Here is a 25,787-nt window from a genome sequence, read left to right on the forward strand (position 1 = left end):
CGCGAGGCCCCGCCGTGCCGGGGGCTTGCGCGTGATGCGGCGACGCCGGCAGCACGTCGATCGTAGCGTCAGGACACCGGGCGTTTGAACGGGGTATGCGCTTCCAGCTCGCCGATATGCGCTTCCATCGCCGACGTCTCCGAATCGAGAAACTCGGCAATGGCGTCGGCAAAGCGCTGATCCGCAATCCAGTGCGCCGACCACGTGGGGGTGGGCAGCAAACCGCGCGACATCTTGTGCACGCCCTGTGCCCCGCCCTCGAAACTGCGCAGCCCATGCGCGATGCAATACTCGATGCCCTGCGCGTAGCACGTCTCGAAGTGCATGCCGGAGACGAAGTCCGTCGTGCCCCAATATCGCCCGTACATCGTGTCGCCACTCACCACGTTGAGCGCGCACGCCAGCGGCGCGTCGTCACGCTCGGCGACCACGAGCAGCAGTGCATCCGGCATGGCGGCATGCACCTGAGCGAAGAAAGCGCGGCTCAGATACGGCGCATTCCAGTGCTCGCGGTACGTGTTTTCATAGCATTGATAGAAGAAATCGAGCGCCGCGTCGTCAATCTCGGCGCCGCGCAGCCATCGGTAGCTCACCCCGGCCTCGCGCACACGCCGACGGTCCTGCCTGAGCTTCTTGCGCTTTTCCTGGTTCATCTGCGCGAGGAAGTCGTCGAACGTGGCAAAGCCCGGATTCTCCCAGTGAAACTGCACGCCCTCGCGCAGCAGGTAGCCGGCCTCTGTCAGCGCCGCCAGATCGTCTTCATGGGTGAACAACACATGGATCGACGACAACTCGAGCTGCTTTGCGAAGGCAATCGCCCCCCGGGCGAGCGCTACCCGGTCGGCGTGCGTGCGCGCCAGCAGGCGCGGGCCCGTGACCGGCGAAAACGGCACGGCGCATAGCAGCTTCGGGTAATAGTCCAGACCGTGGCGCGCAAACGCATCGGCCCACGCATGATCGAAAACGTATTCGCCGCGCGAGTGCGATTTGACGTAAAGCGGCATGGCGCCCACGAGCACGTCGCCGGCGTGCATGAGCAAATAAGCCGGCTGCCAGCCAGTGCGCTTCGATGCGCACCCGCTCGTATGCATGGCATGCAGGAATGCGTGCTTCACGAAGGGGTTGCTGCCCGCGAGGGCATCCCACGCATTGGCCGGCACCCCTTCAAGCGATTGCACTACACGAATGACTACGTCGCTGCTCACATCACACCTCGTTTGCCAATCAACGGCCGCCGCACGGCACCCGCCGGCGCAACACCCTGCCACTGGCCGACATTGTCGCCGAACTCGACGCTGCCTTCAGGCAACCGATGCAACAAAACACAACCTACCAAAAGTAAGTTACCATTGGTAGGTTATTTATTAAGGAGCCAGTTGTCATGCATGCCCTTGTCGTCGTCGCACACCCCGACGCCCAATCGCTCACCCATGCCATTGCCTCACACGTTGCCGAGGGAATCGCCACAACGCCGTCGCAGGCACACCCGCCTGCCTCTCACACTGTCGAGATTGCCGATCTGGCGGCGGAGGGCTTCGACCCGCGATTCTCTGTCGACGATCTCGCGCTGTTCCAGAAAACGCGCGAGGCGCCCGCCGATGTCGCGGGTGAGCACGCACGCATTGACCGGGCGGACGCACTGGTGCTCGTCTACCCGATCTATTGGTGGTCGTTTCCCGCCCTGCTCAAAGGATGGATCGATCGCGTATTCACACAAGGCTGGGCCTATGAAGACGTGGAAGGCGGCAAAGTGATGAAGAAGCTGCAACGACTGCGTGTGCATCTGGTGGCGGTCGGCGGCGCCGACCAACGCACGATGGCCCGGCATGGCTACTTCGGCGCGATGAAAACCCAGATCGATCACGGCATTTTCGGCTATTGTGGCGCACAAGTCGTCACATCCGAGTTGCTCCTGGCCTCCGACACCGGCTACCCTGAGGCCCATCTCGACACCGCGCGTGCGATCGGCCGGAAGGTCTTCGCAAACGCCCCCTGACCGTTACCCCCATCGCGTATTGCCCAGCCATGAGCCCAGCCACCGACGCCGCCCCCCGCCAACGCATGCCGCGCGACGCCCGCACACGACAGTTGCTCGACGTGGCGTGGACCCTCATCGGCGACGAAGGCACCGACGCCCTGACCCTGGGGCGGCTGGCGGAGGCGGCGGGGGTCACGAAGCCGGTGGTGTATGACCACTTCGGCACGCGCAATGGGCTTCTCGCCGCGTTGTATCAGGACTACGACGAACGTCAGACCGTGATCTTCGACCGTTCGGTGGCGGCGGCGAAACCGACCTTGCAGGACAAGGCCCGCGTGATGGCGTCGAGCTACGTGACGTGCGTGTTGACGCAGGGCCGCGAGATTTCGGGGGTACTGGCCGCGCTCAGTGGCTCGGCAGAGCTTGCCGCAGTGAAGCGGCAGTACCAGCAGACCTTCATCGGAAAGTGTGCGGCCGTGCTCGCGCCGTTCGCCGGATCGCAGGGTGTCCCTGCGCCCGCCATGTGGGCCATGCTGGGGGCCGCAGACTCACTCTCGGACGCCGCGGTCGCCGGCGACATCACGCCAGACGACGCCCAGGCGGAACTGACGCAGACCATTCTGGCGATAGTCAAGCGCCACAAGGCGTAACCGCATTGCCTGCGCACGAAGCGCGCGGCGCGTAAAAAAACCCGGCGCACGGCCGGGTTTCTCTGGTGTCGACGCGCGACGCCGCAGGCGACGATCGCTTACTTCTTGGCGTTGGCCACGCCTTCGACGATTTCCTTGTGGGCGGCTTCGATGCCTTCCCAACCTTCGATCTTGACCCACTTGCCCTTCTCGAGCGCCTTGTAGTTCTCGAAGAAGTGCTTGATCTGGTCCTTCAGGTAACCCGGCACGTCGTCGATCGACTTCATGTGCGCCGTCATCGGGCAAATCTTGTCGACCGGCACGACCACCAGCTTGGCGTCCACGCCCGATTCGTCGGTCATGTTGAGCATGCCCAGTGCACGGCAGCGAACCACCGAGCCGGCCAGCAGCGGGAACGGCGTGACGACCAGCGCGTCGACGGGGTCGCCGTCGCCTGCCAGCGTTTGCGGAATGAAACCGTAGTTGGCCGGGTAGCGCATGCCCGTACCGATGAAGCGGTCAACGACCAGCAGACCCAGATCCTTGTCAGCCTCGTACTTCACCGGGTCGCTTTGCGCCGGGATCTCGATGATGACGTTGAAATCGTTGGGGATGTCCTTGCCGGCAGGCACGTGGTTGAAGCTCATGATCGCATTCCTGTGTATGAAAAAGGGCATTGCCGCCACACGGCGCGCACGCCCGTCATCTGCCGGATGCCACGCCGCCCGACGGCAATCGGGCGCGGAACATTATAGCGGGTTTGCCCGATTTGCCTGTATTGCCGGGAGACGGGCAAGCCGCTGCGGCGTGAGTTCGTCCACCTGTTTGCAACCGAGCAGTTGCATGGTCGTGCGCAACTCGCCGAGCAACAGCGCGAGCACCTCGGCAGCGCCCTGCCCGCCGCGCGCCGCCACGCCATACAATGGCGCCCGGCCAAGCAATACGCCCTTGGCGCCCAATGCGACGGCCTTGGCCACGTCCGCACCTCGCCGCACGCCGCCATCGACGAAGACCGCCATCGCAGGGCCACCAGCGCTGAGGGCCTCGACAATCGACGGCAAGACTTCTACCGGTGCGAGCGTGCTACCCAATTGCCGTCCGCCGTGATTCGAGACGACGATACCATCGGCGCCATGCGCCTGCGCCAGCCGGGCGTCGTCCACCGTCTGAATGCCCTTGACGAGCACCTCGCCCGGCCAGTGACGTCTCACCCAGGCCAGATCGTCCCATCCGAGCGACAGATCCATCTGACGGCTGAGCATTGCCGCGTGGCGCGCCAGATCCGCCCGCTCGCCCACGCTTTTCGCAATGTTTCGCAGCTGCGGCGCACCGTGAGTCAGCATCTGCCAGCTCCAGTGCGGATGCCGCAGGCAATCGGCCACCAGACGCGGCGTGAAACGCAACGGCAGTTTGAAACCATTACGCGTGTCGTGATCGCGCTTGCCATGCACTGGCGTGTCGACCGTCAGCAGCAAGGTGCGAAAGCCGGCCTCGCGCGCACGGCGCATCATGCTCTCGGCAATGCGCCGGTCCTGCTGGACATAGAGCTGGAGCCATAGCTCGCCGTCGGGCACGGCCGCGCGCACGTCCTCAAGCAACGAGGTCGACGCCGTCGACAACACGAACGGCAGCCCGGCATCGGCAGCCGCGCGCGCGAGCAGTTCGTCCGCGCGCGGCCAGAACAATCCGTTGAGGCCGGTCGGCCCCACCACCATCGGGGCGGCCGCTTCACGCCCCCAGAAGGTCGCCGCGCTCGACATTTCCGACGTATCGGTCAGCACGCGTGGCGAAAAGCCCCACAACCCGAAGGCCTCTCGATTGCGCCGCAGCGCGTCGCCGTCTTCCGCGCCGCCTTCCAGATAATCGAACGCGAGCTTCGTCAACCGCCGCCGGGCTGCCCGGCGGTAATCCTCCACGCAGGAAAACGCGTGCATTCCTCCCCCCTGTCCTCATGTCCGCTCGTGGGAATCGCCACGAGACGTCGATCCGTGTCACGCCCATCCGGGCGCTGACGAAGTTCGCTAGTTGGGCACAAACAATTGCATTACAATCACAATCATTACAATTCGAACACGTTCGCACACTCCATGCCGCGCTTGCCTGCCCGGTCGTCCCGTCCTTCCGAAGACGCGTCAGCCCAATCCTCCAGCGACGCGACGCAGCTCGCGCCGCGCTCGTCGCTCTTCGTCGGCTCGACAGAGAAGACCTTTCAGGTCTTGCACGCCTTCGACGGCCCCGCGCGCTACATGACGCTCAGCGACATTGCCAAAGCGGCCGAACTCGACCGGAGCGCAACACAGCGGCTCGTGCACACGCTCGAAGCGCTTGGCTATCTCTACCGCGTGCCCGACACCCGCACTTACGGCCTGACCACGAAGGTCCTTCAGTTCTCGTACAACTACATCCGGGCAAACGAACTGGTCGACAAAGCCTCGCCGTATCTGCTCGACATCAGCCGGCGGGTCGGCGAGACCACCAACTTGCAGGAGCTGGACGGTCACGAAATCGTGTTCGTCGCACGGTTTCCCGGCCAGCATCTGGTGAACATCGATATCGTGGTCGGCGCGCGTCTGCCGGCCATGTTCACGGCGTCAGGCATTGCGATCTTGTCGCGGCTGCCCCAGGCGCGTGTGGACGACATTCTCGCGAAAACGCCCCTCGACCCGATGACGCCGTACACGGTCACCGACAAGACGAAGCTTCTCGAACGTATCCGGAACACTGCGCGTCACGGCTTTGCGATCATCGAGAACGAAACGGTGATGGGCGACATTTCGGTCGCCGCGCCCATCACCGATCACGACGGCCACGCGGTGGCCGCCATCAACATCTCGGTGCCGACCTCGCGGTGGACGCGTCAACGCGCGGAAGCCGAACTCGCCCAACACATTCAGGTCGCCGCGACGTCGATCTCGAAATCCCGGTTGTCGACCTTCCGCCGATAAGCCACGTCAGTGTGCTGTCGATGGTCCGCTGCCGCATAACGAACTGCGGCGAGCGGACCCGGGCCCTTCGGCGCGCTAACGGCGTATCGCCTCAACGCCCTTCGAAAATCGCCAGTTGCCGGGCCAGTTCCTCGCGCAACTGTGCCGACAGCGCCGGTGCGGGCGGCACCAGCGGTGCGAGCATCGCCGGCGCCGTCACACCGATCAGATCCATGACCGACTTCATCGGCCCCGGATTCGTCTCGGCAAAGGCGAGATTCATCAGCGGAATAAGCGAGCGATGCAGCGCAAGCGCTTCCGCCGTCTTGCCCTCCGAAGCGAGCGCGAAAATACGTTGCCACGCCGTCGGCAACAGCGACGCCGTCACCACAATGCCACCGCGCGCGCCTGCCGCCACATGCAGCGGGAACAGCGTGTCTTCGCCGCTCAGGACGGCAAACGATTCGTCGACCCCGGCCACCGTGCGCAGGAAATGCCACATGTCGGTGTTGCAGGCCTTCATGCCGATGATGTTCTCGTGGCGCGACAACTCGTGCAGCACCTCCGGGGCAATCGCGATCCGCGTGCGGTACGGAATCTCGTAGATCAGGATCGGCAGCGGCGACTCGTCGGCGTAGCGCAGGAAGTAGTCGCGAATACCGGCCTGCGTCGGGTTGGTGTAATACGGCGTGAGCACGAGCAACCCGTCGGCGCCGGCCGCGGCGAAATCACGCCCGGCCTCGATGGCGTCGTGATAGCCCGGGTCCAGCACGCCAGCGATCACCGGCACGTCGCGGCCGTGCGCCTCGACTTCCTGCGCGGTGAGCTCGGCCATGCGCACGCGCTCCGTGCGCGAGAGCGCACCGTACTCGCCCGTGCCGCCCAGCGGCACCACGCCATCGATGCCCTGCCCCAGCAGGTAGCGCATCAACGCGCGGGCGGCGTCGGTATGAATCGTGTCGTCGGCATTCACCGGCGTGGGAATCGCCGGCAGAATGCCCTTCAGTTGTGCAGAACGAAGCATGAATTAAACGTCCGTGAATCGTAAGTTCGGAGAAGTCGGATACCGCATCAGGTCGCAAGGCTGCGCCGGCGCAAACGCTCGGCCACCCAGATCAGTGCGGCGATGAAAAGGAACAGGCACGTGGAGACGGCAGCGATCACCGGCGAAATCTGCATCGTCAACTCATCCCAGAATTGCTTGGGCAATGTGGTCGAGAGGCCGCCCGACGTGAACAGCGCAATCGTGAGTTCGTCGAACGACGTGGCGAACGCGAACAGGAACGACGACAGCAGGCCCGCGCCGAGAATCGGGAACGTTACGCGGCGCAGCGTGGCCCACGGACGCGCCCCCAGGCTGTAAGCCGCCAGATCGAGACGCGTGTCGTAGTTGCGCAGCACCGCCATCATGGTGATGACGACGTACGGCACAGCCACCACTGTATGCGCGATGGTCAGCCCGACATTCGAGCCCACCAGACCGATCTTGGCGAAGAAATAGAACACGCCGACGGCCAGAATCATGCGAGGCACCACAATGGGGGCCAGCACGAAGGCGAGCATCGCCGACTTGCCGCGCATGCCGCCGCGCACCAGCAGGAACGCGGCCGGCGTGCCAATCAGCATCGACAGCAGACCGGCGCCAATGCCAACCAGCATGGAGCGCGTGATTGCCTGCATCCACAGGGGCGAATCCCAGACCTGCTGGTACCACTGCAGCGAGAAACCCTTCGGCGGCCACGCCAGTGCCGAGGCCGAATCGAACGACACCGGAATCATCAGCAGCGCCGGGGCGGCGAGGAACACCACCAGCAGGAAGACGATCACGCGCAGCACGAGTCCGTCGCCCTGCTCGCCCTGATGACGCGGCATTGCGCGCAGCATGACGTCGGTGGCGCTGCCCAGCGCACCGAGAACCTTCTCGCCGAGCGTGCGGCTCCAGCCACCGCGACGCTTGCCCGCTTTCACGTCGCCTGCGCCGCCCGCCATCGTCGACAGGCCGACCATGCGGTCGTAGACGAGGAACACAACGAGCACCACGGCCAGCAGCAGCACTGAAATCGCACCGGCAAAGCCCCAGTTCAACGCTTGCATCACCTGATCGATGATGAGCTGCGTAATCATGGTTTCATGCCGCCCGCCCAGCAGTGTCGGCGTAATGAAGAAGCCGATCGACGTGACGAACACCATCAGCGCACCCGCCGCCACGCCTGGCAGCGACAGCGGGAAGTACACACGCCAGAACACCGTGCCCGGACGCGCCCCCAGTGTCGATGCTGCACTCGGCAGACGGCGATCGATGTTCTCCATGACGGAGAGCATCGTGAGCACGGCCAGCGGCATGAGCGCATGCACCATGCCGAGAATCACGGCGGGGAAGCTGTAGAGCAGCGAGAGCGGCGCGTCGATCAGGCCGAGATCGAGCAACGTGCGGTTGACGACCCCGTTGCGCCCGAGCAGCACCACCCACGCAAACGTACGCACGAGGAAGCTGGTCCAGAACGAGACCAGCAGCCAGAAGAGCAGGCGCTGCTTGCGCGCGCCGGTGAGCGTCGAGAGCCGGTAGGCAATCGGGTAACCCGTGAGTACCGCGAAGAAGGTCGTGTAGAGCGAGACCTTGAGCGTAATGAGCAACACCTCGACATACACCGACGAGGCGAACAGGCGCTGATATTCGGCGAGCGTGAAGCCCCCCTCGCCGCGAACGCTCAGCAACAGCAACTGACCGACCGGATAGATCAGCATGACCGTCAGCAAAATCACGATCGGCGCGGCCATGAGCATCGGACGCAGGCGAGCGCGCCAACGCGACCGGCGCGGCGCCGGCTGAACGGGACTGGACGACGAAGGGCGAACCACGGCGGATGCACTCATTGCTTACCCCGCGATCGCAACGGCGTCGTCGGCATGCCAGGCGAGACCCAGCGTCTGCCCGATCTCGAAACGGTTGCCCTGACGATGCGTCGGGAATGCCGCAACGAGCGACTTGCCGGGCTCGCCGGCCTTGCCGCCGGTCACATCCGATTGCAGGTACAGCTTGGTCATGCCGCCCGTAACCATGATGTCGGTGAGCTTCGCCGAAATCGTCGACACACCATCGCGGCGGCTCTCGCCGTCATGGACATGCAGGTTCTGCGGCCGCAGCATCAGCTTGACCGCACGGCCTTGCTCGACCTGCGGGTCGTAGACCATCGCGCCCGCGCCGTTCGCCCCCTGCACACCCGGCATCGCCACGCGCACCTGATCGCCCGCGCGTTCAAGCACGGTGGCGTCGAGCAGATTGGACTCGCCGAGGAAGTCGGCAACGAACACGCTCTTCGGACGGAAATACAGGTCGTCGGGCGTGCCCAGTTGCGCGATTTCTCCGGCGTTCATCAGGCAAATGCGATCGGACATCGTCATCGCTTCTTCCTGATCGTGTGTCACGTACACGATGGTGGTGCCGAGTTCGCGGTGAATGCGCTTGATCTCGAGCTGCATGTGATCGCGCAGCTTCTTGTCGAGTGCGCCCAACGGCTCGTCCATCAGAATGATCGACGGCCGGTAGACCATGCAGCGCGCCAATGCGATGCGCTGCTGCTGACCACCCGAGAGCTCGCGCGGATAGCGCTCTGCCACATGCGGCAGGTGAACCATTTCCAGCGCGTTCATGACCATCTTGCGAGCCGTCTGAGCGTCGGTGCGGCGCATCTGCAACGGGAAGGCAATGTTCTCCGCCACGGTCATGTGCGGGAACAGCGCGTAGTTCTGGAACACCATACCGATGTCGCGCTCGTACGGCGCACCGTATGTAACATCGGTCCCGTTGATGCGGATAGCGCCCGCGTCGGGCTGCGACAGACCGGCGATGAGCGAGAGCAACGTGGTCTTGCCCGAGCCGCTCGGGCCCAGCAAGGTCAGGAATTCGCCCTGAGCGACATCGAGGTCGGTCGGTGCAAGCGCGACGAAATCGCCGTAACGCTTGGACAGGCCCGAGACTTGAAGATTGGCAACGGTCATGAGATCAGCACCCCAAAAAACGTGAAACGAAACGGCAGGTGAGGATCAGGTCAGGATCCAGCGGTTGAAACGTTCGAGCGCCGCGCTCTGGTTCTGCTGCCAGAACTGCGCGTTGATCTGCACGCCGCTCTTGATGTTCTCCGGGAACGTGGGGCAGTGCTTCGCCACCTCGGGCTTCACATAGTTGAACGCTTCGGGCTGCGTCATGCCGGCGGGGAAGAACTTGACCAGTTCCGCCTGACGCTTCGGATCGCTTGCGAACTTGATGAACTCACGGCACGCCGCCGCGTTCGGCGTGCCCTTGAGGATCGACCAGTTGTCGCAACCCCAGATGTTCTGGTTCCACACAATCTCGACCGGCACGCCGTTGGCCTGTGCCGACTGCGCACGCGAGGCCCACGTGGCGACCATGTCCACTTCGCCCGAGCCGAGCATCTGCTCGACCTGTGCGCCGGTGGTCCACCACACCGCGACTTGCTTGGCGATCTTGTCCAGGCTCTTGAACGCGCGGTCGAAGTCGCACGGATACACCGAACCCGGCGCAACGCCATCGGCCATCAGCGCTTCTTCAATGGTGTCGAACGGATACTTGCGGATCGAGCGGCGCCCCGGGAAGTCTTTCACGTTCCACAGATCGGCCCACGACGTGGGTGCCTTGCGGCCCTTGAAGGCATCCGTGCGATAGGCGAGCACCGTCGAATAGACGTTGGTACCCACGCCGAACGGCGACATGTACTGCTTCGGAATCTTGGCGACGGTCGGGTCCGACTCGAGGCCGTGCCGCTCCAGATATTCCTTGCCGCCCGAGGTCAGCAGCAGAATCGCGGGTTGGCTGATCTTGGCCATGTCCCACGTGTAGCTGCCTGCCTCGACCATGCTCTTGATCTGCGCGGTCGGCTCGGCGTTGGCCTGCACGCCAACGACTTCAATGCCCGTCGCCTTGGCGAACGGCTTGTAGTACACGGCGTCGTACGCCTTCGTGTAGATACCGCCGTCGTCGCGCACCACGATGCGCTTGGTGGCGGCGCGCGAGGGCGTCCACACGAACGGGAACGCCACGGCGGCCGCGCCGGCGAGCGCCGTCTTCATGGCCGTGCGGCGGCCCGGTTGCGCAAGCGACGCTGCGTGGTTATCGGCGATGTCGAGCGGGCTTGCGGAGGTCTTGCGTTTCATCATGGTCTCCGGTCTTGGCTAGGAGGGTGGGCGCGGCGACGGACCGCAACTTCGGCACAGCCGCCGCGCGCGCAGTTATGGCAAAACAAACAGCAGAACTGAAATGACTCAGGGAACGAGGCGTCCCGGGTTGAGCAACTGGTTCGGGTCGAGCGCCGCCTTCACGGTGCGCATGAGCGCGAGTTCGGCCGGCGACTTGTAACGCTGCATGAGCGGCAACCCCGTCTGGCCGACACCATGTTCGGCGCTGAACGTGCCGGACAGTCGAGCGGCAACGTCGTTCACGCAGGCGCGCATCGCGTCGCCCATCGACGCACTGTCGGGTAACGCCGCCCACGCGGCAAACGAGAACATCGGGATGAAGTGCACGTTGCCGTCACCCATATGGCCGACGATGGCGATGTCCAGCCCCGGTACGATGGCATGCACGGCGCGCGTGGCGGCGTCGATGAATTCGGGCACGCTCGAGACCGGCACGGCGCAATCGGTGGTGAGACCGACCGCAGCCTTCTTGTTCGCTTCGCTCACACTGTGGCGCACTTCCCAGAGATCGGCGCGCTGGGTTTCGTTCGCCGCGATGACGGCGTCTGCCACCAGCCCTTGTTCGATCGCTTCGCCCAGCGTTTCGGTGAGCACGGCTTCGAGCCCTTCGGCGTCGCGCGTATCGCCCAGTTCCACCAGCACATGCCAGTCGTGCGCGCCCGTGAGCGGATTACGCCGGTTCGGCACGTTGGCCAGCACCGTATCGAGCTGGTAGCGGTTCATGATTTCGAACGCCGACAAACGCGAGCCGCAGGCGTTCTGGAACATGCCGAGAATCTGCCCGGCGGCGGCCGGATCGCGTGGTGCGAACCAGGCGAGCGCATGACAGGTCGGCAGCGGATGCAGCTTGAGCGCTGCGGCCGTAATAATGCCCAGCGTGCCTTCCGCACCAATGAACAGATGCTTGAGATCGATACCCGTGTTGTCCTTGCGCAGCGCGCGCAGGCCGTCCCAGACCGTGCCGTCGGCCAGCACCACTTCAAGACCCAGCACGTTCTCTCGCGTGTTGCCGTAGCGCAGCACACTGGTGCCGCCGGCGTTGGTCGAGAGCGTGCCGCCGATCTGGCACGAACCCTCCGCGCCGAGACTCACCGGATACAGACGACCGGCATCCGCCGCCGTGTCCTGCACGGTTTTCAGAATGCACCCGGCTTCGACGATCATCGAGCCGTTCGCAGCATCGACCTGACGGATGTGACGCATACGCGCCAGATTCACAATCACCGGCGACGGGCCGCCGCCCGGCGGCACCGCACCGCCGCACAGACTGGTGTTACCGCCCTGCGGGAGGATCGGCACGCCGGCCGCCGCGCATCGCTTCACCACCTCGCTCACCTGCGCGGTCGACGACGGCAACACGACACACAGTGCTTCGCCCCGATAGCGTCCGCGCCAGTCTTCCGTGTACCCGGCGGTATCGGACGCATCGCTGAGCACGGCATCCGCGCCAAGCGCTTTTTGCAAGTGGTGGATCAGCGTCTCGCGCGTCACTGCATCGTTCATTTCCTGCCGACTCCTGAATTGCCTGAATGCATCGGTTCACCTGCCTCGCCACGGTGTGCGTTACAGCGCGCGGCGAGCGGTAGTCGCCCTGTGCCAGACGCACGTCTGGCGATTCGATGTGATCAAGGATAGGCGATAAAAAATTGCAATAAAATATCTTTAATTGCAATGCACTCATTTTAGGTGTTTATGCGGATGTGCCCTATCCGACGGTCAACGCCCTCGCGAGTTAAGTGATAATGAGCGTCACCCCCACACGAGGTGACGTCGACATGCCCGAAGCTACACACTTCATCGGCAATCAATGGGTCGCATCCACCAGGCGGTCCGGCATTTCCGCCACGCCTGCCGCCTCCCCCATTCCCGTGATCGACCCGTCCGACGGACAACCCTTTGCCGAGATTGCCCGGGGCGACGCCGAAGACATCGACCGCGCCGTGAAAGCCGCGCGCGCCGCCTTCGAGGGCGAGTGGGGACGCACCACCGCTGCCGAGCGTGGCCGTATGTTGTACGCCCTGGCGAATACCCTCGCCCGGCATCATGAAGCGCTGGCGCAACTCGAAGCCCGCGACACCGGCAAGCCGCTCAGGCAGGCGCGCGCCGACGCCGCAGCGATCGTTCGCTACTTCGAGTTCTACGCGGGCGCCGCCGACAAGCTGCATGGCGAGACGATCCCCTATCAGCAGGGCTTCACCGTGTTTACCGTGCGAGAACCGCATGGTGTGACCGGGCACATCATTCCGTGGAACTACCCGTTGCAGATCTTCGGGCGCAGCGTGGCCGCCGCGCTGGCCACGGGTAACGCATGCGTCGTCAAACCGGCCGAAGACGCTTGCCTGTCGCTATTGCGCGTTGCCGAGCTGTCGCTCGAAGCCGGGTTGCCTCCGGGGGCGCTCAATATTGTCACGGGATACGGGGCGGAAGCCGGCGCAGCGCTCGCGCGGCACCCGGGCATCGATCACATTTCCTTTACCGGCTCGCCCGCGACCGGCACGTTGATCTCGCAAATGGCCGCCGAAAACCATACGCCGGTCACGCTCGAACTCGGCGGCAAGTCGCCCCAGATTGTCTTTGCCGATGCCGACATGGAGGCCGTGCTGCCCGTGGTCGTCAACGCCATCGTGCAGAACGCCGGACAGACATGTTCGGCCGGCAGCCGTCTGCTGGTCGAGCGCGACGCCTATGAAACCGTGCTCGCCCATCTGGCCGAGGCGTTCGCGCACCTGCGCGTGGGACCGTCGCACGACGATCTCGACCTCGGCCCGCTAATCAACGCTCGCCAACAGCAACGCGTGTGGGACTTCCTGTCCGAAGCGCAGCACGACGGCATAGCCGTGATGTCGCAGGGGGAAGTGGTCGGCAGTGCGCCGGAAGCCGGGTTCTATCAGGCCCCCACACTGCTGCGCGACGTGCCAGCGACGCATCGTCTCGCCCGCGAGGAAGTGTTCGGCCCGGTGCTCGCGGCCATGCCGTTCACCGACGAGGCCGACGCCGTGCGTCTGGCCAACGGCACGCTCTACGGGCTGGCGGCCGGTGTATGGACACGCGACGGCGGACGTCAGATGCGCATGGCGCGCGCCATTCGCGCGGGACAGGTGTTCATCAACAACTACGGCGCCGGCGGCGGCGTGGAACTTCCGTTTGGCGGCATGCGGCACTCCGGCCACGGACGCGAAAAAGGCTTCGAAGCGCTTTACGGCTTCACCACGCTCAAGACGGTCGCTATCCGGCACGGTTAGTCCGTTCGAGAGCGATTGCTTTGCACAGCAACACCCGATAGCACCTCGCGGCATCTGCATCTCTCAGTAACTCGCCGCACCCCGCAGTCACCGACCTGACTTAGATCGCAGCGAAACGCGGCCCTTTCATCGCTCCGCGCTTCGCCATAACACGGCAACTCAGGAGACAAGGCATGCGTTTGCAAGAGAAAGTGGCCATCGTGACCGGCGCCGGTTCCGGCTTCGGCGAAGGCATCGCACGGACGTTTGCGCGCGAGGGCGCCGCGGTCATCGTCAACGATCTGAATCGCGAGGCCGGTGAGCGCGTTGCCGAAGCAATCGCCGCCGCAGGCGGACGCGCCGCGTTCGTGCACGGCGACGTGTCGCGCGAAGACGATCACGTCACGCTGCTCGACGAAGCCGTCACGCGTTTCGGGCATCTCGACATCGTGGTCAACAACGCGGGCACCACCCATCGCAACAAACCTCTGCTCGAAGTCACCGAGGCCGAGTTCGATCGTGTTTATGCGGTAAACGTCAAGAGCATCTTCTGGAGTGCGCGCGCCGTCATTCCGTATTTCCTTCAACGCGGGGGCGGTGTGATGATCAATATCGCGTCCACTGCGGGCGTGCGCCCGCGCCCCGGGCTCGTCTGGTACAACGGCAGCAAGGGGGCCGTGATCACCGCGAGCAAGGCGATGGCCGCCGAGTTCGGCCCGCGCAATATCCGGGTGAACTGCGTGAATCCGGTCATTGGCGACACGGGACTGACTGCCGAATTCATGGGCGTGCCCAATACCCCCGAGAATCGCGCCAAATTCCTCGCCGGCATTCCGCTCGGTCGCTTCTCCACGCCACAGGACATTGCCAACGCCTGCCTCTATCTCGCCAGCGACGACGCCGCCTTCATCACCGGTGTCTGCCTCGAGGTCGACGGTGGACGTTGCATCTGAGCGATCCACATGTTTGCATGTCGTAGCACCCGTAGTTGTCGCACTCACACCATAACGACAGACAACACAACGTCAAATCGGAGGAGATCCGTATGAACAGCGTTCCGACGCCCCCGTCGCCCATGGCCACCGCGCCATCGGCCGACTTTGAAGCGGCTACCTACCGCAAGGTCGGCTGGCGGCTGATTCCGTTTTTGCTGCTGTGCTATGTGGTGGCTTACCTCGATCGTGTCAATGTCGGCTTCGCCAAGTTGCAGATGATCGGCGACCTGCATTTCTCCGAGACGGTGTTCGGTCTCGGCGCGGGCATCTTCTTCATCGGCTACTTCCTCTTCGAAGTGCCAAGTAATGTGATCCTGCACCGCGTGGGCGCGCGCGTGTGGATTGCGCGGATCATGATTTCGTGGGGGATCATCTCGGGTGCGACGATGTTCGTAACCACCCCCGCGATGTTCTACGTCATGCGGTTCCTGCTCGGCGTGGCCGAGGCAGGCTTCTTCCCCGGCATCATCCTGTACATCACGTATTGGTACCCGGCCTCCCGGCGCGGCCGCATGACCGCCTGGTTCATGACCGCCGTGGCGTTGTCGGGGCTGATCGGCGGCCCGCTCTCGGGCTGGATTCTGAAGGACATGAGCGGCGTCTCCGGCCTGGCCGGCTGGCAATGGATGTTTATGATCGAAGCGATTCCGTCGGTCGTGATCGGCATTGCCGTGCTGTTCATTCTCGACGACCGTATTCGCGACGCCAAGTGGCTCAACGACGACGAAAAGTCGATGCTGGAGCGCAATATCGCCAGCGATGTGCTGACCAAAGAGGACCTGCCGCTGCGTCGTGTGTTCTCCAGCCCGCGCGTGTGGATGATGAGCCTCATCTACTTCTCGTTCGTGATCGGTCTGTACGGCGTGGGCTTCTGGCTGCCGACGATCATCAAGAGCACAGGCGTGGCCGATCCGTTACAGATCGGCCTGCTCACGGCAATTCCGTACTTCTTTGCAGTGATCGCGATGGTCGCGGTCGGGCGTCGGTCCGACCTGCGCGCCGAGCGCCGCTGGCACATTGCGATCCCGGCGTTCATCGGCGCGATCGGCCTGTTCCTGTCGACGGTCTGGAGCCACAACACGCCACTCGCCATGTTCGCGCTGACGCTCGCCACAATGGGCATCATGATCGTGCTGCCGCTGTTCTGGAGTCTGCCCACCGCGTTTCTCGGCGGCACCGCCGCTGCCGCCGGTATCGCGATGATCAACTCGCTGGGCAATCTGGCTGGCTTCGTAGGCCCCTATCTGATCGGGTTTCTCAAAGACGCCACCCAGAGTACCAACAGCGGTATGTTCCTGCTCACGGTCTTCATGATTCTCGGCGGACTGCTGACGCTCTCGGTGCCTGCGCGACTTGTGAACAAGTGACGGCCCCGCAGATCGCCTGACGAAACCTCGTCTTGGTGACCAAGACCAAGGCGCTACGGGGCTGCTGGCCGGGTGGCCCCCTTGGGAGTAACATTCGTGAGGCCGTCCCCGTCGGGACGGCCTGTTTTTTCCCCAAAGAATCCGCATGCCCGCCAACGACTCACAGGCGACGCCGGCCGGCGTCTCGCTCACTCCCGCCGAGGTCAAGTCGATCCTCTCCGGCCTGCTGCTCATCATGTTTCTCGGCTCGCTCGATCAGACCATCGTGGCGCCTGCCCTGCCGACCATCGCCCGTGACCTTGGCAGCTTCGACGCCGTGTCCTGGGTGGTCACCGCCTACCTGCTGTCGTCCACTGCCATTACGCCCATCGTCGGCAAACTCTCCGATCTGCTCGGACGACGCGTCGTCATCGCCGTGAGCGTGGCGGTCTTCCTCGTCGGATCGGTGCTGTGCGCACTGGCGCCGAGCATGCTCGCGCTGATCCTCGCGCGTGGCGTTCAGGGTCTGGGCGGCGGTGGCCTCATCGCCCTGTCCAACACCGTGATCGCTGACATCGTCTCGCCGCGCGAACGCGGCCGGTATCAGGGGTATATCTCCGGCATGTTCGCGGTCTCCGGTGTGGCGGGCCCCGTCACTGGCGGCGTGTTCGCCCAGTACCTGAACTGGACCCTCATCTTCTGGATCAACCTCCCGCTCGGCGTGCTCGCCATCTATCTGAGCGACCGGGCGTTGCGGCGTCTGCCGCGTCGTGAAGGCAAGCCGAGCATCGATTATCTCGGCTCGCTCCTACTGATCGCCGCCACCGTCTGTCTGCTGCTCGCGCTCACGTGGGGCGGGCACCGCTATGCCTGGTTCTCGAAGGAGATCGGCGGCCTGCTTGTCGCCGCCATGGTCGTCGGCGCCGTCTTCCTGCGTCATCAACGCACGGTGCGAGAGCCCCTGCTGCCACTCGCGCTGCTCGCCAACCCGGTCTTCCGGATGACGTCGACGATGGCGGTGCTGGTCATGATGGTGAACATCAGTATCGGGATCTACGTACCGCTATATCTTCAGTTGCAACGGGGCGAATCGGCCAGTCGTTCGGGACTGATGCTGATCTTGCCACTGCTGGGAATCGTGATCGGCGCGCTCAGTTCCGGGCATTACATGCGCAAGACCGGGCACTACAAGCGTCCGCCGCAGATCGGTCTGCCGGTAGCGTTTCTCGGGCTCGCCACGATTGCGATGGGCGTGCAATCGCTGCCGCTCGTGGTGATCGGGCTGTGCCTAGGATTCGTCGGCATCGGCTTCGGCTCGGCCATGCCGGTCATGACCGTGGCCACGCAAAATGCCGTCGCACCCCGCGATATCGGTATTGCGACGGCCGCCCATGCGTTCTTCCGGGCACTGGGCGGTATGATCGGCGTGGCCATGTTCGGTGCACTGATCGTCGGCCTGCTGGTTTCGGGCGCGGGAGAAGACGGCGGCGCATCGCGCGAACTGACCGACTTCCTGCGTCCCGGTGGCGCACCGGCGGGAATGGAAGCGCATCTGCGGCTCGCTTTCGGTGCGTTCTTCGCCGGTAGCGCGCTCGTCGCGGCGCTTGCCATCGTTGCACTCGGCCGGTTGCCGGAATTGCCGTTGCGTCAGAGCTCCGGGAACGAGGCGACGGCCATCGAGTAACCAGGCAGCAGTCCCCGCGCACGCGATGCTCATCGCCCGCGCATCGCCTTCACGCAATTCACCGTCGCCGTGATCGCCAGCCACACCGGGCAGATTCCGAGACAAGAGGCTCATGCCTTGCTCATGCAACGCATCGATATCGCCGCGATGGAGGGCGAGTTCGAACACCTTGTGTTCTCATGCAGCGAGTGCATCGAAGGGCTTCACGACCGGTACTCGGCCTGCATGGATAGCGACTTCAACGATCTCGCGGCGCACGCGCGCACCAACATTGCCGAGGCGCTCGGGGACTATCGGAGCGCATTGCTGGACTGACTGAAGAGAGACTACGGTGAGGATCGAAGCGCTTTCGGGCGCTCCTGCGACGCACACCGACGACATGCGACTGCTGCGCAGATGTCATCGGTGCGCTGAGAGACTCGCGGGGACTTACGCGGTCGCGCAAGCCCGGTAGTGACGGTTGGCCTGTTCCATCTGACCAAGACCTTCGAAGAGTTGTGCCAACGCCAGATGCACGCGCTGCTGCAAATGAAGCTCGTCGGTATGGCGCAGCGCACCTTCGAGGAACGTCTGCGCCTTGCCCCACAAACGCTGATGCTGACACAGCTTGCCCAGCGCGAAGAGCAGATCGGGATCGTTCGGATGGCGTTGTTGCCATGCCTCGGCTTTCTGGATGAGCGGGAGCGCGTCGCCGCCGGCACACTCTGCATAGCGTCGCAGCAGACGCGAATCCCAGTGCTCGGCCAGCGCGGCTTCCACAATGTCGCGTGCCTCACGCGGGCGGTCGAGCGAGATCAGCAATTCCGCCGCCACATCGGCAATTCGCGCCGAGGTGCGGGTGTCGGGCGGCAGTTCATGCCAGCACTTGAGCAGTGCGTCGGCGTCGTGCCGGTGATCGCGCAGAATGCCTTCGCTGGCCGTCTGCTTGAGCTTGGCCGCCAGCGCGGGATGCAGCGCCTCGCGCTTTTCCAGCATCTTGAGCAGATTGAGTACTTCCGGCCAATGCTTCAGATGCTGATGCGCACGCAACGCGACAAGCTGCGCCTGCATGCGACGTGCCCCCTGCGCCCGCATCTCGGTGAGTGCTTCGAGCGCGCCTTCCGCATCGCGGGTATCCACACGCAACTCGGCCGTCTGCAACAGACGCGCCTCTTCCAGATTCGCCCCCTGCGCCTCGGCCAGCCATGCGTCGCGACGTGCAAACTCGCGCATGCGATGCGCCGCACGCGCCCCGATAATCGCCGCCACGCCACGGTTATCGTCTTGCTCCGCTGCTTCGCGCGCCGCTTTCTCGGCACGCGTGTAGCGACCTGCGAAAAGATTGGCCACCGCGTCGCGCAAGGCGATGTTCGCTCGGCGGCTACGCTGGCGATTACGGTAAGCGGCCACGCGCTCCGGCATCTTGTAGATGTTGCGCAGGATACGAATGATGACGTACAGCGCAACGAACAAAGCCAGCAGCGCCAGCACGAAAAGGTTCAGCGATACGTCTACACGGTAAGGCGGCACCAGCATCACCACCTGCCCGTGATTGAACGTGGCCAGCACGGCGAAGCCGGCCGCCACCGCGAACAGGAGCGTCAACCAGATCAATCCTCGCATGCCCGGCTCCTTACGGCTTGTCCTTGACGTCCTTGACCTGACCGATGGCGGTCAGGCTGGCGTCAAGGGTCGGCAGTTCGATCGTGCGCGAGCCCGAGTCGACCTGATCGAGCAACGTTTTCACGGCAGCGATGCGGCGTGACTTCGCATCGAAGTACTTGTCGAGCGCGGCTTGCGCGACCAGCACGTCGCTGTGCACGGCCGACGCATTGCGCGCCAGCAGCGCCAGACGCGCATTAAGCAGACGCAGCTTGAGATTGGCGCGCAGGAAAGCCCCCTGCTCCGGCGCGACGAGCATCACGTCCGGGTCGTCCAGACGACGCACCTGCACCAGTTGCTTCAGACTACCCAGCATCTCGCCGGACAGGCGGTGCCACGTTGCCGTCCAGCCGGTCTCGCCGGCGCCGCTCGGGCCGCTTACATCCGTCTTCGGTTCGGTGCGTTGTTCCTCGGCCTGCAACGGCAGTGTGTCGATCATGGCGATCGCCTGATCGAGTTTGCCTGTCAGTTGCGGCAAATCGGCGGCAGGCACCGCCTTCAGGCGGTCGATGTCCTTCTTCAGGGCGTCGCGCACACCGGCAAGTTGCGGTGCCCCCGTGCGCGCCAGACGCGCATCTGCACCTTCCAGCGCAATCAGCGCGCCACGCACGTTACCTGTGAGTTGCAACTGTTGATTCGCACTCGTGACGATTTGCTCGGTCTCGGCCAGCACCCATTCGTCGCGGTTGTGCGCGAGTTCCTGATAGAGCTGTTCAAGCGCGGCCTGCTGACTGCGCGAATCGGACACTCGGCCTTCGAGCGAAGTGAGACGGTTCTGCAGATCGCGCTGATTGTCGAGCGCCTGTGCGGTGCGTACCTGCGCCTGCATCACTTGTGCGTCGCCCGCCTGCTGACGGCGCGCCATTTCCTGCTGCACACGATCCAGCTTCTGGTTGAGCGACCAGCCGCCGATGCCGGCACCCGCCGACACGAGCACGAAGAGCAGCCACGGCAACGCGGCCCCAGAGCCACGGCGCTTTTGCGGCGGCTCCGGTGGCTGCCACGTAGGCGGGACACCCGCCGTGCCGTAAGTCGCACCGCCGGTTGCAGGGGAATTCGACGCCGCCGGGCCGCTCGGCGCCGACGGGTTCTGGGAAGACTCTGGAACGCGATTATCTGTCGTCATGCTTGACTTGAATGGGATCCGCCCATGTTTTGAGTGCCGCCAGCAAGTTCTCGTCGCCGGGCGCGCATTGCGTAATCCTATCAAACCCCGCAGCGCGCGCGGCATCTGCGATGCGCGCATGCGACGTAAAGCACGTCGCAGCGAGGATTTGCGCCAGCACTTGCGGGGTGCCCGGCGTGTGAAGACCGTCGCGCGTACCATAGCGCGCCGCGAGCAAAGTCGCCAGATGTCTTACGGCTTCCGAGCTGGTCAGCACCCATGCGCAATGCGCGGGCGAGGCCAGCCGGGCTTCCAGCGCGGCCCATGCGGCAGCATCCGGCGCCGGGGCCCGACGCGTATAGGCGCTCACGATGTCGACCTGTGCCCCGTTCGCGCGCAACGTGTCGGCCAGCAGTTCGCGGCCGCCGTCGCCTCGTACGATCAACACACGATGTCCGGCGAGTGCTGTCAGATCGAGTTGCTCGAGCAAAGCTTCCGAGTCGAATCTCGCCGCCGGGCCTCCCGGCGGCACGATCACCCGGTGCTTCGGCGCGGCGATGCCTGCGTCTGCCAGCGCCTGCGCACTACCGGGCCCTACCACCGCGACCGGCAATGCGGCCGGCCAGAGGTTGCCTGCATTCGCGTTGCCATCGACATCATTGGCGGCCTCACCAACGTCGGGCGACCGCACATCCACCAGCCGCGCCAGTGCATGTGCGACCGCATTGGGCGAGACGAACACCGCCAGCGCGTATGAGGTCAACGCGCCCAATGCACTGTCGAGTGCCGCCAACGCGCCGAGATCGGCTTGCGCCGCGATATCCAGCAACGGGAACGCGAGCGTGTCGATGCCTTCGGCATTCAGCGCCCTGGCGAGCGCATCCGCCTGCCCATCGGGGCGCGTCAGAATCGCGCACGGCGCGGGAGGCGTCGCCGAACCGGCAACGGGGCGTCCGGCAGCGGTCTCCGAGGCGAGCCCCCTGACAGGCGGCGGAACCGGCGCGCGCGGGCTCAAACGGGAGGATCCTTCGGCTCGGACGGCGGCACCAACGCCAGCCCGCCCGCGTCGATCAACTCCTGGGCCACGCGCTGCCCCAATGCCTCGGCGCCCGCCACGTCGCCCTGGGCGACATTGGCCGCTCCCTGCGCGTGAAGCACCGTCGCCCCATCCGTCGACGCGATGAAAGCACGCAACGTCAATTCGCCCTGCGGCGTGAATTCCGCAAACGCCCCCAGCGGTACCTGACACGACCCGCCCAAAGCTCGCGAGACAGCACGCTCGGCGCTCACGGCCAGCGTAGTGTTGGCATCGTGCAACGGTGCGAGCCATTGCAGGATTTCGGGACGTCCGGCGCGCACTTCAATGCCTAGCGCCCCCTGCCCGGCAGCCGGCAAGCTGGCGTCGGCCGGAATCGTGGCACGAATACGTGCGCCAAGCCCCAATCGCTTGAGGCCGGCCGCGGCAAGAATGATTGCCGCGAAGTCGCCACGGTCCAGCTTGCCCAGACGCGTATCCAGATTCCCGCGTAACGGCGCGACCTTCAGATGCGGATACCGGGTGCGCAAACTCACTTCGCGCCGCAGACTCGACGTGCCGACCACCGCGCCGGCGGGCAGCGCATCAAGGCTGTCGTAATCGTTGCTCACGAAGGCGTCGCAAGGATCTTCGCGCTCAAGCACGGCCGCCAGCGTAAAACCGTCGGGCAGTTGCATCGGCACGTCTTTGAGCGAATGTACGGCGAGGTCGGCACGACCGTCGGCCAGCGCCAGTTCGAGTTCCTTGACGAACAGCCCCTTGCCGCCGACCTTCGCGAGCGATCGGTCGAGAATCTGGTCACCACGAGTGGTCATTCCGAGAATACTCACGTGACACTGCGGATATAATTTGTGCAGCGCGTCACGTACGTGTTCGGCTTGCCACATGGCGAGCCGGCTCTCGCGCGAAGCGATCACCAGGGTTTCAGGAGCAGCGAAGTTCATTCAGCAACCGCGTGAAGACCAAAAGAAAAAATGGTAACACGCTTGACCGGCCCGAACGGCTGGTCTCGAGAGGAGCGACATGAAGAGCAGCGCAAAGGTAAAAGCCCCGCAAGAGGGCCTCGCCAAGTCGGTCGGCAAAACTTCCCCCGCCAAGGCAGCAGCAGCGGCCCCATTCACCCGGACACCGGCGCCGGATGTGCCGGCCAGATCCACAGCGCCCAAGACTCGCCGCTCGCGTGAGGACAAAGACGCCCCGCTGCGCGAGGACATACGCTTTCTCGGCCGCCTGCTCGGCGACGTGCTGCGCGAACAACAAGGCAGTGCTGCCTTCGATCTGGTCGAGACCATTCGTCAGAATGCCGTGCGCTTTCACCGCGAAGGCGACCGCAGCGCCGCCCGCGCGCTCGACACGATGCTGGGCGGTCTGACCAACGAGCAAGCCATTCAGGTGGTGCGTGCGTTCAGCTACTTCTCGCATCTGGCCAATATCGCCGAGGACCGCCACCATAACCGGCGTCGCCGCGTGCACGCGCTGGCGGGCAGCCGCGCCCAGCCGGGCAGCCTGAGCGCCGCCCTGCAAAGCCTGAAAGATGCCGGACGCGCCGATCCCGCCACGCTGCAGGCGTTTTTCGCCAGCGCCCTGATCGTGCCCGTGCTCACCGCACATCCGACCGAAGTTCAGCGAAAGAGTATTCTCGACGCCGAACGCGAAATCGCGCGTCTGCTGGCGCATCGCGACGACGCCCTCACCGAGCGTGAGTCGTCGCGCAACACCGAATCGATGCGTGCTTACGTCACCACGCTTTGGCAGACCCGCATGCTGCGTAGCTCACGACTGACGGTGGCCGACGAAATCGACAACGCGCTGTCGTATTACCGCAGCACGTTCCTCACCGAAATCCCCGCGCTGTACGACGATGTGAGCGCAGAACTGCACGACGCCGTGCCGGGCGTACGCGCCGAGGGCCTCGGACGATTCCTGCAAATGGGCAGTTGGATCGGCGGAGATCGCGACGGCAATCCGAACGTCACGGCGCAAACGCTGCAACTCGCGATCACGCGTCAGGCCACCGAGATCTTTGCGCATTACCTCGAAGAGGTGCACTTGCTGGGCGCGGAATTGTCCGTCTCGCAATTGCTCGCCGGGGCAAGCGACGCGCTGCTCACGCTCGCGCGCCGCTCACCCGACGACTCGCCGCACCGCACCGACGAGCCGTATCGACGCGCGCTCATCGGCGTGTACGCCCGACTGGCTGCCACAGCACGCGAGTGGGTCGGCCACGTGCCGCATCGCGGCGCCGTCGGCGACGCCCGGCCGTACCTCGACGCCAGCGAATTCATCTCGGACCTGAACACGGTCGTCGCCTCGCTGATGGCACATCATGGCGGCGCGCTGGTCTCCCAGCGACTCGGCCCGCTCGTGCGCGCCGCGGAAGTGTTCGGCTTCCATCTGGCGAGTATCGATCTGCGCCAGAGTTCGGACATTCACGAAGCCGTCATCGCCGAATTGTTCGCCAAGGCGGGCGTAGAAGCGAATTACGCAAAACTCGACGAAGACGCAAAGCTCGCTTTGTTGCTACGCGAGCTAAGTGAGCCGCGTGCGCTCTTCTCGCCGTATCTCGACTATTCTCAGCGCACTCGCGACGAGTTGGCCGTGTTCGCTACCGCGCGCGACATTCGCGCACGCTTCGGCCCTCGTGCGGTACGCAACTACATCATCTCGCATACGGAAACCGTGAGCGATCTGGTGGAAGTCATGCTGCTGCAAAAGGAGACTGGCCTCTTTCAGGGCGCGCTCGGCAGCGGCAGCGCGAAGGCCATCGAGCCCAAAGTCGGCGCCATGGTCATCCCGCTCTTCGAGACGATTGCCGACTTGCGCAATGCGCCGGTCATCATGCGAGAGTTCTTCGACATTCCCGGCATGTCCGCTGTGGTGACCCAGCAAGGCGGCGAGCAGGAAGTCATGCTCGGCTACTCCGACAGCAATAAGGATGGCGGTTTTCTCACGTCGAACTGGGAACTCTACAAGGCGGAACTGGCACTGGTTCGCCTGTTCGAGGAGAAAGGCATTCGCCTGCGGCTGTTCCACGGCCGGGGCGGCACCGTGGGCCGTGGCGGCGGCCCGACCTATCAGGCCATCCTGTCGCAGCCGCCGGGCACGGTGAAGGGGCAGATTCGCCTCACGGAGCAAGGCGAGATCATTGCGAGCAAGTTCGCCAACCCGGAGATCGGGCGGCGCAACCTGGAGACGATCGTGGCCGCCACGCTCGAAGCAACGCTGCTGCCGAGCCGCAACCAGCCGCCGCGTCTGGCGGCATACGAGAAGGTCATGCAGACCCTCTCCGACACAGCCTTCGCCGCCTATCGCAACCTCGTCTACGAGACGCCGGGCTTCACCGACTACTTCTTCTCGGCAACGCCGATCGCGGAAATCGCCGAGCTGAACATCGGCTCACGCCCTGCCTCGCGCAAATTTTCCGATCCGAAGAACCGCCGTATCGAGGATTTGCGCGCCATCCCTTGGGGGTTCTCGTGGGGCCAATGCCGTTTGCTGATCACGGGCTGGTATGGCTTCGGCAGCGCAGTCAGCGCGTATCTCGACGGCGAAGGGGAGGACAGCAAGGGCAAGGACGGCGACGCGGGCCGCGAGAAGCGTCTCGACACGTTGCGTCAGATGGTCAAACGCTGGCCGTTCTTCGCGAACCTGCTCTCGAACATGGATATGGTGCTCGCCAAGACCGATCTGGCCGTGGCCTCACGCTATGCCGAACTGGTTGCGGACGAGAAGCTGCGCAAACGCGTTTTCGATCGCATCGTGAGTGAGTGGCAAAGCACGTCGCAGGCGCTCGCCCTCATCACCGGTCATGAAGAACGCCTTGCGGACAATCCGTTGCTTGCCCGCTCGATCAAGAACCGCTTCCCGTATCTCGATCCGCTCAACCACTTGCAGGTCGAGTTGTTGCGGCGCCATCGGGCAGGCGAGTCCGACGAGCGTGCGCGGCGAGGCATTCATCTGTCCATCAACGGCATTGCAGCGGGTCTGCGCAACACGGGCTGATACCCGCAACGC

At 64.4% G+C, this 25,787-nt stretch carries 21 protein-coding genes; 9 read left to right on the forward strand and 12 right to left on the reverse strand.

The genetic code is table 11. The annotated features are described in order from the left end of the window. Positions 1-68 precede the first annotated feature (68 nt). Positions 69-1,205, reverse strand: coding sequence for a GNAT family N-acetyltransferase (locus AT395_RS18565; protein WP_048629952.1), 1,137 nt, complete (start codon positions 1,203-1,205; stop codon positions 69-71). Positions 1,206-1,381: 176 nt separating this feature from the next. Between AT395_RS18565 and AT395_RS18570 the strand changes: the two genes are divergently transcribed. Beyond that, positions 1,382-1,996: an NAD(P)H-dependent oxidoreductase gene (locus tag AT395_RS18570; protein ID WP_042116941.1), complete on the forward strand. Its 615-nt coding sequence runs from the start codon at positions 1,382-1,384 to the stop codon at positions 1,994-1,996. Between the two features lie 29 nt (positions 1,997-2,025). Further along, entirely contained in the window at positions 2,026-2,628 is a 603-nt protein-coding gene (locus AT395_RS18575) for a TetR/AcrR family transcriptional regulator (protein WP_042116943.1), read from the forward strand. Positions 2,629-2,726: 98 nt separating this feature from the next. On the opposite strand, the gene ppa is transcribed toward AT395_RS18575, so the two are convergent. Beyond that, positions 2,727-3,254, reverse strand: coding sequence for an inorganic diphosphatase (ppa, locus tag AT395_RS18580; RefSeq protein WP_042116944.1), 528 nt, complete (start codon positions 3,252-3,254; stop codon positions 2,727-2,729). A gap of 102 nt (positions 3,255-3,356) precedes the next feature. Then, entirely contained in the window at positions 3,357-4,541 is a 1,185-nt protein-coding gene (locus AT395_RS18585) for an alpha-hydroxy acid oxidase (RefSeq protein ID WP_048629953.1), read from the reverse strand. 153 nt (positions 4,542-4,694) lie between these two features. On the opposite strand from AT395_RS18585, the gene AT395_RS18590 reads away from it, so the two are divergent. Continuing rightward, positions 4,695-5,552 carry an IclR family transcriptional regulator gene (locus AT395_RS18590; RefSeq protein WP_042118915.1) on the forward strand — a complete coding sequence of 286 codons (858 nt, stop codon included), beginning with the start codon at positions 4,695-4,697 and terminating at the stop codon, positions 5,550-5,552. 91 nt (positions 5,553-5,643) lie between these two features. Here the strand turns inward: AT395_RS18590 and AT395_RS18595 are convergent, their stop codons facing one another. The 5 genes from AT395_RS18595 to AT395_RS18615 all read right to left on the reverse strand — a co-directional run bounded on the left by AT395_RS18595 (position 5,644) and on the right by AT395_RS18615 (position 12,248). After that, positions 5,644-6,555: a dihydrodipicolinate synthase family protein gene (locus AT395_RS18595; protein ID WP_042116948.1), complete on the reverse strand. Its 912-nt coding sequence runs from the start codon at positions 6,553-6,555 to the stop codon at positions 5,644-5,646. 47 nt (positions 6,556-6,602) lie between these two features. Then, positions 6,603-8,309 (reverse strand): ABC transporter permease subunit, encoded by a 1,707-nt coding sequence (locus tag AT395_RS18600; RefSeq protein ID WP_094068436.1) that lies wholly within the window; start codon positions 8,307-8,309, stop codon positions 6,603-6,605. A 99-nt stretch (positions 8,310-8,408) separates the two neighbouring features. Beyond that, a complete protein-coding gene (locus AT395_RS18605; RefSeq protein ID WP_042116952.1) occupies positions 8,409-9,530 on the reverse strand; it encodes an ABC transporter ATP-binding protein in 1,122 nt (373 codons plus the stop codon). A gap of 45 nt (positions 9,531-9,575) precedes the next feature. Continuing rightward, positions 9,576-10,619 carry an ABC transporter substrate-binding protein gene (locus AT395_RS18610; RefSeq protein ID WP_048629985.1) on the reverse strand — a complete coding sequence of 348 codons (1,044 nt, stop codon included), beginning with the start codon at positions 10,617-10,619 and terminating at the stop codon, positions 9,576-9,578. 192 nt (positions 10,620-10,811) lie between these two features. Beyond that, the gene (locus AT395_RS18615) at positions 10,812-12,248 is read right to left on the reverse strand and encodes an FAD-binding oxidoreductase (protein WP_042116953.1); all 1,437 of its coding nucleotides are present in this window, start codon (positions 12,246-12,248) and stop codon (positions 10,812-10,814) included. Between the two features lie 272 nt (positions 12,249-12,520). Between AT395_RS18615 and AT395_RS18620 the strand changes: the two genes are divergently transcribed. The 5 genes from AT395_RS18620 to AT395_RS18640 all read left to right on the forward strand — a co-directional run bounded on the left by AT395_RS18620 (position 12,521) and on the right by AT395_RS18640 (position 18,306). Continuing rightward, on the forward strand, positions 12,521-13,987 hold the full coding sequence (locus tag AT395_RS18620; protein WP_048629954.1) for an aldehyde dehydrogenase family protein: 1,467 nt from the start codon (positions 12,521-12,523) through the stop codon (positions 13,985-13,987). 173 nt (positions 13,988-14,160) lie between these two features. After that, positions 14,161-14,919 (forward strand): SDR family oxidoreductase, encoded by a 759-nt coding sequence (locus AT395_RS18625; protein WP_042116956.1) that lies wholly within the window; start codon positions 14,161-14,163, stop codon positions 14,917-14,919. Positions 14,920-15,011: 92 nt separating this feature from the next. After that, complete coding sequence (locus tag AT395_RS18630) at positions 15,012-16,328, forward strand: MFS transporter (RefSeq protein WP_048629955.1); 1,317 nt, start codon at positions 15,012-15,014, stop codon at positions 16,326-16,328. A 145-nt stretch (positions 16,329-16,473) separates the two neighbouring features. Then, complete coding sequence (locus AT395_RS18635; protein ID WP_048629956.1) at positions 16,474-17,991, forward strand: MDR family MFS transporter; 1,518 nt, start codon at positions 16,474-16,476, stop codon at positions 17,989-17,991. 123 nt (positions 17,992-18,114) lie between these two features. Next, the gene (locus AT395_RS18640) at positions 18,115-18,306 is read left to right on the forward strand and encodes a hypothetical protein (protein ID WP_048629957.1); all 192 of its coding nucleotides are present in this window, start codon (positions 18,115-18,117) and stop codon (positions 18,304-18,306) included. Positions 18,307-18,420: 114 nt separating this feature from the next. Here AT395_RS18640 and AT395_RS18645 read toward each other — a convergent pair whose 3' ends face one another. From AT395_RS18645 to hemC, 4 genes are read right to left on the reverse strand one after another with little or no spacing between them, the layout of a single operon-like run. After that, on the reverse strand, positions 18,421-19,593 hold the full coding sequence (locus AT395_RS18645) for a heme biosynthesis protein HemY (protein WP_048629958.1): 1,173 nt from the start codon (positions 19,591-19,593) through the stop codon (positions 18,421-18,423). Positions 19,594-19,603: 10 nt separating this feature from the next. After that, the gene (locus tag AT395_RS25355) at positions 19,604-20,758 is read right to left on the reverse strand and encodes a uroporphyrinogen-III C-methyltransferase (protein WP_042116964.1); all 1,155 of its coding nucleotides are present in this window, start codon (positions 20,756-20,758) and stop codon (positions 19,604-19,606) included. Next, the gene (locus tag AT395_RS25360) at positions 20,745-21,752 is read right to left on the reverse strand and encodes a uroporphyrinogen-III synthase (RefSeq protein WP_048629960.1); all 1,008 of its coding nucleotides are present in this window, start codon (positions 21,750-21,752) and stop codon (positions 20,745-20,747) included. Before AT395_RS25360 ends, AT395_RS25355 begins: the two co-directional genes overlap by 14 nt. Further along, complete coding sequence (gene hemC, locus AT395_RS18655; RefSeq protein WP_042116967.1) at positions 21,749-22,717, reverse strand: hydroxymethylbilane synthase; 969 nt, start codon at positions 22,715-22,717, stop codon at positions 21,749-21,751. The genes AT395_RS25360 and hemC overlap by 4 nt, the downstream gene beginning before the upstream one ends. Positions 22,718-22,796: 79 nt before the next feature. Here hemC and ppc point away from each other — a divergent pair, with 79 nt between their 5' ends. Further along, a complete protein-coding gene (gene ppc / locus AT395_RS18660) occupies positions 22,797-25,775 on the forward strand; it encodes a phosphoenolpyruvate carboxylase (RefSeq protein ID WP_072632876.1) in 2,979 nt (992 codons plus the stop codon). Positions 25,776-25,787 lie beyond the last annotated feature (12 nt).

This window comes from Pandoraea apista (genome assembly GCF_001465595.2).
GTDB classification, from domain to species: Bacteria; Pseudomonadota; Gammaproteobacteria; order Burkholderiales; family Burkholderiaceae; genus Pandoraea; species Pandoraea apista.

Excerpts from the sequence above, each read along its gene's own strand:
- AT395_RS18640 (WP_048629957.1), top strand. The coding sequence starts at position 18,115 with ATGCAACGCATCGATATCGCCGCGATGGAGGGCGAGTTCGAACACCTT.
- AT395_RS18575 (WP_042116943.1), top strand. The coding sequence starts at position 2,026 with ATGAGCCCAGCCACCGACGCCGCCCCCCGCCAACGCATGCCGCGCGAC.
- AT395_RS18585 (WP_048629953.1), bottom strand. The coding sequence starts at position 4,541 with ATGCACGCGTTTTCCTGCGTGGAGGATTACCGCCGGGCAGCCCGGCGG.
- AT395_RS18595 (WP_042116948.1), bottom strand. The coding sequence starts at position 6,555 with ATGCTTCGTTCTGCACAACTGAAGGGCATTCTGCCGGCGATTCCCACG.
- AT395_RS18600 (WP_094068436.1), bottom strand. The coding sequence starts at position 8,309 with ATGGCCGCGCCGATCGTGATTTTGCTGACGGTCATGCTGATCTATCCG.
- AT395_RS18645 (WP_048629958.1), bottom strand. The coding sequence starts at position 19,593 with ATGCGAGGATTGATCTGGTTGACGCTCCTGTTCGCGGTGGCGGCCGGC.
- AT395_RS18570 (WP_042116941.1), top strand. The coding sequence starts at position 1,382 with ATGCATGCCCTTGTCGTCGTCGCACACCCCGACGCCCAATCGCTCACC.
- hemC (WP_042116967.1), bottom strand. The coding sequence starts at position 22,717 with ATGAACTTCGCTGCTCCTGAAACCCTGGTGATCGCTTCGCGCGAGAGC.
- ppa (WP_042116944.1), bottom strand. The coding sequence starts at position 3,254 with ATGAGCTTCAACCACGTGCCTGCCGGCAAGGACATCCCCAACGATTTC.
- ppc (WP_072632876.1), top strand. The coding sequence starts at position 22,797 with ATGAAGAGCAGCGCAAAGGTAAAAGCCCCGCAAGAGGGCCTCGCCAAG.
- AT395_RS25355 (WP_042116964.1), bottom strand. The coding sequence starts at position 20,758 with ATGACGACAGATAATCGCGTTCCAGAGTCTTCCCAGAACCCGTCGGCG.
- AT395_RS18610 (WP_048629985.1), bottom strand. The coding sequence starts at position 10,619 with ATGAAGACGGCGCTCGCCGGCGCGGCCGCCGTGGCGTTCCCGTTCGTG.
- AT395_RS18590 (WP_042118915.1), top strand. The coding sequence starts at position 4,695 with ATGCCGCGCTTGCCTGCCCGGTCGTCCCGTCCTTCCGAAGACGCGTCA.
- AT395_RS18630 (WP_048629955.1), top strand. The coding sequence starts at position 15,012 with ATGAACAGCGTTCCGACGCCCCCGTCGCCCATGGCCACCGCGCCATCG.
- AT395_RS18625 (WP_042116956.1), top strand. The coding sequence starts at position 14,161 with ATGCGTTTGCAAGAGAAAGTGGCCATCGTGACCGGCGCCGGTTCCGGC.
- AT395_RS18620 (WP_048629954.1), top strand. The coding sequence starts at position 12,521 with ATGCCCGAAGCTACACACTTCATCGGCAATCAATGGGTCGCATCCACC.
- AT395_RS18605 (WP_042116952.1), bottom strand. The coding sequence starts at position 9,530 with ATGACCGTTGCCAATCTTCAAGTCTCGGGCCTGTCCAAGCGTTACGGC.
- AT395_RS18615 (WP_042116953.1), bottom strand. The coding sequence starts at position 12,248 with ATGAACGATGCAGTGACGCGCGAGACGCTGATCCACCACTTGCAAAAA.
- AT395_RS18635 (WP_048629956.1), top strand. The coding sequence starts at position 16,474 with ATGCCCGCCAACGACTCACAGGCGACGCCGGCCGGCGTCTCGCTCACT.